Annotated in this window: 6 protein-coding genes; 4 read left to right on the top strand and 2 right to left on the bottom strand. The window is 68.7% G+C overall.

What is annotated here, in order from left to right:
- Positions 1–320 precede the first annotated feature (320 nt).
- Both AC07R7_RS19415 and AC07R7_RS19410 read left to right on the top strand, forming a co-directional pair.
- Positions 321–2,459 carry an RNA degradosome polyphosphate kinase gene (locus tag AC07R7_RS19415; protein WP_492885502.1) on the top strand — a complete coding sequence of 713 codons (2,139 nt, stop codon included), beginning with the start codon at positions 321–323 and terminating at the stop codon, positions 2,457–2,459.
- The gene (locus AC07R7_RS19410) at positions 2,456–2,848 is read left to right on the top strand and encodes a hypothetical protein (protein WP_494636328.1); all 393 of its coding nucleotides are present in this window, start codon (positions 2,456–2,458) and stop codon (positions 2,846–2,848) included. Before AC07R7_RS19415 ends, AC07R7_RS19410 begins: the two co-directional genes overlap by 4 nt.
- Here the strand turns inward: AC07R7_RS19410 and AC07R7_RS19405 are convergent.
- Positions 2,845–3,825, bottom strand: coding sequence for a phosphotransferase (locus AC07R7_RS19405; protein ID WP_494636327.1), 981 nt, complete (start codon positions 3,823–3,825; stop codon positions 2,845–2,847). The genes AC07R7_RS19410 and AC07R7_RS19405 overlap by 4 nt on opposite strands.
- A gap of 180 nt (positions 3,826–4,005) precedes the next feature.
- Here AC07R7_RS19405 and AC07R7_RS19400 point away from each other — a divergent pair, with 180 nt between their 5' ends.
- Both AC07R7_RS19400 and AC07R7_RS19395 read left to right on the top strand, forming a co-directional pair.
- Positions 4,006–5,508, top strand: a complete 1,503-nt coding sequence (locus AC07R7_RS19400; protein ID WP_494636326.1) for a Ppx/GppA phosphatase family protein — start codon at positions 4,006–4,008, stop codon at positions 5,506–5,508.
- Between the two features lie 156 nt (positions 5,509–5,664).
- Complete coding sequence (locus tag AC07R7_RS19395) at positions 5,665–5,937, top strand: hypothetical protein (RefSeq protein ID WP_492884970.1); 273 nt, start codon at positions 5,665–5,667, stop codon at positions 5,935–5,937.
- A 63-nt stretch (positions 5,938–6,000) separates the two neighbouring features.
- On the opposite strand, the gene AC07R7_RS19390 is transcribed toward AC07R7_RS19395, so the two are convergent.
- Positions 6,001–7,290 carry a serine hydrolase domain-containing protein gene (locus tag AC07R7_RS19390; protein ID WP_494636325.1) on the bottom strand — a complete coding sequence of 430 codons (1,290 nt, stop codon included), beginning with the start codon at positions 7,288–7,290 and terminating at the stop codon, positions 6,001–6,003.
- Positions 7,291–7,351 lie beyond the last annotated feature (61 nt).

The raw sequence follows: 7,351 nt of genomic DNA, 5'->3' as shown, positions 1-7,351 counted from the left end.
ATCGTCGTCGCCGCAAACGGCATGCTTAAATCCGGCCAGCCTTGGCAAAAACCCGCTTGACCCAACACAGTCGCCGGCTCTCCGCTGCGCCGCGGCCGGGATGACGGCGGATTGATTGCTCAGCACACACACTGTCGTCACCCCGTCACGGCCCTCCGCCACCATTGGGCCTTCACCCTCCGGAAAAATTCTGCGCTAGACTGAGGCCCATGACCGACGCTGCCGCCCTTCCGAACCCGACTCCGCAACTCGCGCCGCTGGCGCCCGCCGCGCCCGAGATCCCCGTTCCGCAGACCGGCCTTGTGCTCGACGCCGAGCTGATGGCCTCGCCGGAGCGGTTCTTCAACCGCGAGATCTCGTGGCTGGCCTTCAATCAGCGGGTGCTGGAAGAGAGCGGCAATCCGCGCCACCCGCTGCTGGAGCGCCTGCGGTTCCTGTCGATCAGCGCCAACAACCTCGACGAATTCTACATGGTCCGCGTGGCCGGCCTGAAGGGCCAGGTGCGCGAGGGCGTGCGGGTGATCAGCCAGGACGGCCTGACCCCCGGCGAGCAGCTGGCGCGCATCAACGCCTCGGCCGCCGAGCTGATGGGCGAGCAGCAGAAGATCTGGCGTCAGGTCCGCACCGAGCTGCGGGACGAGGGGCTGAAGCTGCTCGACGCCAAGGACATCGAAAGCGCCGACCGGGCCAAGGCCGAGGACATCTTCCTCAGCCAGATCTTCCCGGTGATGACGCCGCTGGCCATCGACCCGGCCCACCCGTTCCCGTTCATTCCGAATCTCGGCTTCTGCCTGGCTTTGAAGCTGCGGCGGATCGCCGACGACAAGCACCTCTACGCCCTGGCGCCGATCCCCTCGCAGGTGCGGCGGTTCTGGGAGCTGTCGTCGGTGGTGACGCGCGGCAAGAAGCGCCAGCGCAAGATCATGGCGCTGGAAAGCTTCATCATCCTGTTCCTGGACCACCTGTTCCCCGGCTACGAGGTCGAGGGCCGGGGCCTGTTCCGCCTGATCCGCGACAGCGATCTGGAGATCGAGGAAGAGGCCGAGGACCTGGTGCGCGAGTTCGAGGCGCGGCTGAAGAAGCGTCGCCTGGGCCGGGTGGTGCGGGTCAAGATCCAGACCACCATGCCGCCAGACCTGCGCGACTTCATCATCGAGGGCCTGCGCGCCGAGCCGGAGGACGTGATCCTGGTCGACGGCAAGCTGGGCCTGGCCCAGATGTCGGAGCTGATCCCGCCGGACCGTCCGGACCTGAAGTTCCCGCCCTACAACGCCCGCTTCCCCGAGCGCGTGCGCGACCACGGCGGCGACTGCTTCGCGGCGATCCGCGAGAAGGACATCCTGGTCCACCACCCGTTCGAGAGCTTCGACGTGGTGGTGCAGTTCATCCGCCAGGCCGCGCGCGATCCGAACGTGCTGGCGATCAAGCAGACCCTGTACCGCACCTCCAAGGACAGCCCGATCGTGGCGGCCCTGATCGAGGCGGCCGACAACGGCAAGAACGTCACGGCCCTGGTCGAGATCAAGGCCCGCTTCGACGAGGAGAATAACCTGAAGTGGGCGCGCGACCTGGAGCGGGCGGGCGTGCACGTGGTGTTCGGCTTCGTCGACTGGAAGACCCACGCCAAGCTGTCGGTGGTGGTGCGCCGCGAGGGCGAGGGCCTGCGCACCTACTGCCACTTCGGCACCGGCAACTATCACCCGCAGACGGCGCGGATCTATACGGACCTGTCGTTGTTCACCTGCGACCCGGCCCTGGGCCGCGACGGGGGCAAGCTGTTCAACTTCATCACCGGCTACGCCCAGCCTGGAAGGCTGGAGAAGCTGTCCTTCTCGCCGATGACGCTGAAGCCGGACCTGCTGAAGATGATCGCGGCCGAGGCCGACAACGCCCGGGCCGGCAAGCCGGCGGGCGTCTGGGCCAAGATGAACGCCGTGGTCGATCCGCAGATCATCGACGCCCTCTACGCCGCCAGCCAGGCGGGCGTGCAGATCGAGCTGGTCGTGCGCGGCATCTGCTGCCTGCGCCCGGGGATCAAGGGGCTGTCGGAGAACATCCGGGTCAAGTCGATCGTCGGCCGCTTCCTGGAGCACTCGCGCGTGGTGGCCTTCGCCAACGGCGCGGCCATGCCCGGCGCACAGACGCGGGTGTTCATCAGCTCGGCCGACTGGATGCCGCGCAACCTGGACCGCCGCGTCGAGACCCTGGTCCCGGTCGAGAACCCGACCGTGCACCAGCAGGTGCTGGACCAGATCATGGTCGCCAACCTTAATGACGAGGCCCAGAGCTGGCGCCTCGACAGCGAGGGCGACTACACCCGCGATCCGGCCTGGAAGACCAAGGGCGCCTTCTCGGCCCACGACTACTTCATGACCAATCCCAGTCTGTCGGGCCGCGGCCACAAGACCAACGACATGCCCCGGGCCTTCGACCACGTCGGCACCAAGCGCAAGCGTTGAGGCTTTCGGCGCTTCTGGTCCTGCCGCTCCTGGGACCGCTGGCCGCGTGCGGACCGGCGCCGGGGCGGCAGGCCGAGATCTGCGCCGTCCAGGCCCTGCCCGCCCGTCCCGGCGTCGACCGCTTCGGCGTCGCGCCGGGCGTCGAGCGCAAGGCCCAGGCGGTGGCCGAGGTCTACGGCCCCGGCTTGCTTAGCGGCTACCACATCCGCTGGTGGGGCCTGTGCGGGCGTAAGGCCGAGACCACCGACATGCTGCTGCTCGGCCCCGCGCCCTGGGCTCTGACCAAGGGCGGTCAGCGCGCCCACGGCCGCCAGGTCAGCTACGGCACCTGCTATCACCGACGCGAGGGCGAGCGCTGGCGCACGGTGGCCTGCCGGATCAATCCCTAGGTCGCGATCGACGCGGCTTCCACGAAGGCGCCCGAAGCCAGGTTCGCCCTCACCACTCGCAGCCTCGCCAGCCCATAGGCCAGCCGTCCTTGCTCCGTCGCCAGCAGCGGCTCGCCCAGCGCCAGGCGCTGGTGGAGGGCGTCGAGGTCCGGACCGTCCAGCCGCTCCGCCCTCGCCCGCCCCGCCACGCCTGCGACGAACACCGCCGCGTGGAAGACGTGGCTGACCTGCCGGAACAGCCACAGCCGCGCCCGCTCGCCGTCCGTCGCCGCGCGCCCGAAATAGGTCCGCAGCAGCAGGGCCTCGCTCTCCGGGTCGGCGGCATAGGTGTTGGCGATCGCGGCCAGATCGACATAGCGGTCGGCCCGGAACGCCGCCTCCCAGTCGACCAGCCAGATGCGCCGGCCGTCATAGACGAGGTTGCCGGGATTGAGGTCGTTGTGGCTGGACACCGGCTGCGGCGCCAGACGCTTGCAGACCTCGCGCAGCCGCGCCCAGTCGTCGAACGCGCCGATCGGGACCACGCCCGCGCGCGCCGCCGCGTCGACCAGGGCGTCGAGGCCGTCCAGATAGTCGACCAGCGGTGGAAAACCCTCGATGGCGTGCAGCGCCCGCGCGGCCTGCGCCAGTTCAACCACGAGGTCGGCGCGGGTCCCGGCATAGTCCAGGGCCAGCGAGCGGGCCTCGATGAAGTCGCTGATCACCACCCCGTCGTCCGGATCGGCGTAGCGCACGCGCGGCGCCAGGCAGGCCCGCGCCGCCAGCTTCAGGCAGGCATAGCCGCGATGCGGGTCGCGCAGGCCGTCACGCCCGGCCTCGATCCGCAGCAGATAGGCGATGCCGCCGACCCGGACCTTGTAGACCCCCGCCCCCGACAGCCCGCCGGACACCGGCGTCCAGCCGTCCAGGGTCTCGGTCCCGAACGTGGCGCGCAGGGCCTTGCGGACGGCGGGGAGCTGGTCGGGGGAAACGGACATCGGCGGAACCTCTTGAAGATCGCCGCCTTATTTACCCGGATAGAATATGAGTCAATATCATCCGGATAATAATAGCGGAAAAGATCAAGGCGTTTTCCGACAAGCCTTTCCGCGCGTTCTTCCTCATCGAAAACGATCGTGACCGCTTCCCCCAACCCGCGAATACGCTAAACCGTCCCCATGCCCTTCCAGGCGCCGCGCGACGCGGCCGTGATCGATATCGGTTCAAACTCGGTCCGCCTGGTGGTGTACCGGCTGGAAGGCCGCGCCATCTGGACCGTCTTCAACGAGAAGGTCCTGGCGGGCCTGGGCCGCGACCTGGCCAAGACCGGCCGCCTGTCGCCCGAGGGCGTCATCCAGACCCTGCAGGCGCTGAAGCGCTTCCGCGCGGTGCTGGAGGCGGTCAATCCCGCCGAGACCTTCGTCGTCGCCACCGCCGCCGCCCGCGACGCCAAGGACGGCCAGGACTTCATCGACCGCGTGCGCGACGAGACCGGCTTCATCGTCCGGGTGCTGTCCGGTGAGGAAGAGGCCCACTACGCCGCCGTCGGCGTGCTGGCCGGCGCGCCCGACGCCGAGGGCGTGGTCGGCGACCTGGGCGGCGCCAGCCTGGAGCTGGTCCGGCTGTCGTCCACCGGCGCGGGCCGGGGCGTGACCCTGCCGCTAGGCCCGTTCAGCCTGGCCGGCCCCAACGGCGCCGCGCATGGCGTCTTCGACGGCGAGCGCGTCCGCCGCCTGGCCCGCGAGCGTCTGGCCCCGGTGGCCGCCGACTTCCGGAGCGACACCTTCCACGCCGTGGGCGGCGCCTGGCGCAATCTCGCCCTGCTGCACATGCGGCTGTCGGGCTACCCGCTGCACGTCGTGCACCAGTACGAGATCAGCGCCGGCGAGGCCCTGGACGCCGCCCGCCTGGTCGCCCACCAGTCGAAGAGCTCGCTGGAGCGCATCGAGGGCATGAGCAAGAAGCGCTCGGAGACCCTGCCCTACGCCGCCGTGGTGCTGGAGGCCCTGATCGAGCAGCTGCATCTCAAGCGCATCGAGATCTCGGCCTATGGCGTGCGCGAGGGCCTGCTATTCGAGGCCATGCCGCCGCGCGTGCGGGGTTTGGACCCGCTGATCGAGGGCTGCTACGCCCTGGGCCACCGCCAGGGCGTCGCCGACGACCTGGGCCCGGCCCTCGACGCCTGGATCGCGCCCGCCTTCCGCACCCTGCCCGCGCTGTTCGGCGAACGCGACGGCATCCTGGTCTCGGCCGCCTGCCGCCTGTCGGACGTCGGCGCGCGCCTGCATCCCGATCATCGCGCCGACCTGGTGTTCGAGCAGGTGCTGCGCGCCCCGATCGCCGGCCAGAACCACGCCGAACGCTGCTTCGTGGCGGTCGCCTCGCACGCCCGTCACGCCACCAACTTCCATCCGCCCGAACTGCCGACCCTGGAGCGCCTGCTGAGCCCCGCCCAGCTGAAGCGGGCCCGCGCCCTGGGGGCCACGATCCGCCTGGCCTGCGACCTCTCGGGCCGCAGCCCCAGCCTGCTGGCCCGCTCGCGCCTGACCCTGGACAAGACGCATCTGATCCTGACGGCGGAGCCCGGCTATGCCAATCTGCTGCTCGGCGAACAGACCAGCAAGCGCGCCAATACCGCCGCGCAACATCTGAATCTGAAGCCAAAGATTATCACGGCGTAAATTCAGGTATAGACGAACCTCTCAACATACTTAACCGGCCATGAACCTCCCCGATACGGGGAAATAGACAAGCTGTCGCAGACTAGCGGCATCGACACTGCACATTTTGTTAGCAATGCTTCCGTAGCTTGACCTCAACGAAATAAACGGAGGTCAGTGATGTTGAAGCGTAAGGTCGACTACCTGGATGCTATCGCTCCGGCTCCCGAGGCCCGCAAGCGTCCCGAGCTGCATGTCGCCAACGATCACGACGCGCCCGTAGCCAGCGCCGCCCGCACCCTGCAATCGGAAATCGGCCGCGTCTTCGCCCAGGAAAACACCTGGTCGGTCCGCCGCACCGTCGCCATCGGCGTCGTCTTCCACCTCGGCGTCTTCTGCGCCCTGGGCCTGGCCGCCGGCGGCGCGTTGAGCCAGTTCGCGCAGCACTAGGGGTTTCTGGGGCGTATACCGTTTCCCTCTCTCTTTGAGAGAGGTTTCGGTAAGCGCATACTCTCAATCCGACAGCGACGCCTCCGCGCCAGGCTGGCCGGAGTCCAGGTCCAGATAGTCCGTGAACGGGATCCGGTAGACGCGGTCGAAGAACTCGCCCTGGAAGCGGAAAGGCAGGTTGGCGTCGCTGTTCCACAGCATGACGATGCCGGTCTTGGTCGCCGGGTCGAACATCATGGTCGAGCGATAACCCGAGACGCCGCCGCTGTGGCCGACCAGGCGATGGCCCTTGTAGGTAAAGCTGCGCATCCCCAGACCATAGGCGGGGTTCTTCAGCTCGCGAGCGATGTTCAGGCGGCCGTAGGGCCGGCCGGTGGCGACGCGGGGACGCTGCACCTCGTCCAGAACCGTAGACGACAGGACGTTGGGCTTGAGCCCCATCTGGGCCTGCATCCAGGTGGCCAGATCCACGATGGTCGAGTTGACGCCGGCCGCGGCGGGCACGTGATAGTAGGCGTCCGACAGCTTCAGCTCCCGGCGAGCGCGGTCGTGGGGCCGGGCCCAATGCGCGGCCGAGGTCAGGCCGGCCATGCCGATCGAGGCCCCGGTCATGCCCAGGGGGCCGAACAGCTTGCGCCGCACGGTCTGCGCGTAGGGCTCGCCGGTCTTGCCCTGGATGACCTCGGTGATCGTGTCGTAGGCGACGTTCTGGTAGCTGTGGCAGGTGCCCGGCGGGCAGACCGGCTTCAGCGCGCCATAGGAGGCTCGGATCTTGGCCGGATCGACGCCGTCCTCCAGCTGGCCGTCATAGGCGTTCTTGCCAAGGCCGGTGCGCTGCGACAGCAGGTCCTCGACCGTCAGGGTGTTCTGCGCGTCGCCCGGCAGGCGCAGGCTGGTGTTGAAGGCCACCAGCGGCTCGGTCAGCGACAAGGCGCCGTCGGCCGCCATCCGGGCGCTGAGGGTCGACGAAACAGTCTTGGACAGCGACGCCCAGCGGAACACGGTGCGGGCGTCGACCTTCGCGCCGCCTTCGGTGGTGCGGCCATAGCCGTGGACGAAGGACAACCGCCCCTTCTCGACGACGGCGACGGCCAGGCCCTCCATGGTCTTGTCGGCGGCCATCGCGGCGATGCGGGCGTTCAGGGCGTCATAGTCGACGTCGCCATGCCAGGCGGACGGCTTTTCGGGCGTGTTCAGCGCCGCCTGCTCGATCGCCTCGGACACCGCCTTGGGCGCTTTCTTCAGGAACGGCAAGGTCGCCAGGCCGCCGACAAGGACGAGGCCCGCCGCGCCGGCGGCGATCCATTTCAGGCGCCGACGCTTTTCCCAGTCGCTTAGCCAGATCCTCGACACGGCGCGTAAACTCTTGAAACTGGATTGGAAACCGATCGCGGCGAGACGCGCGCGGCGACTC

This window comes from Caulobacter sp. GW821-FHT05F04 (assembly GCF_059419665.1).
The sequence above is the reverse complement of the archived record's forward strand: the minus strand, read 5'-3'. Positions and strand labels throughout refer to the sequence as shown.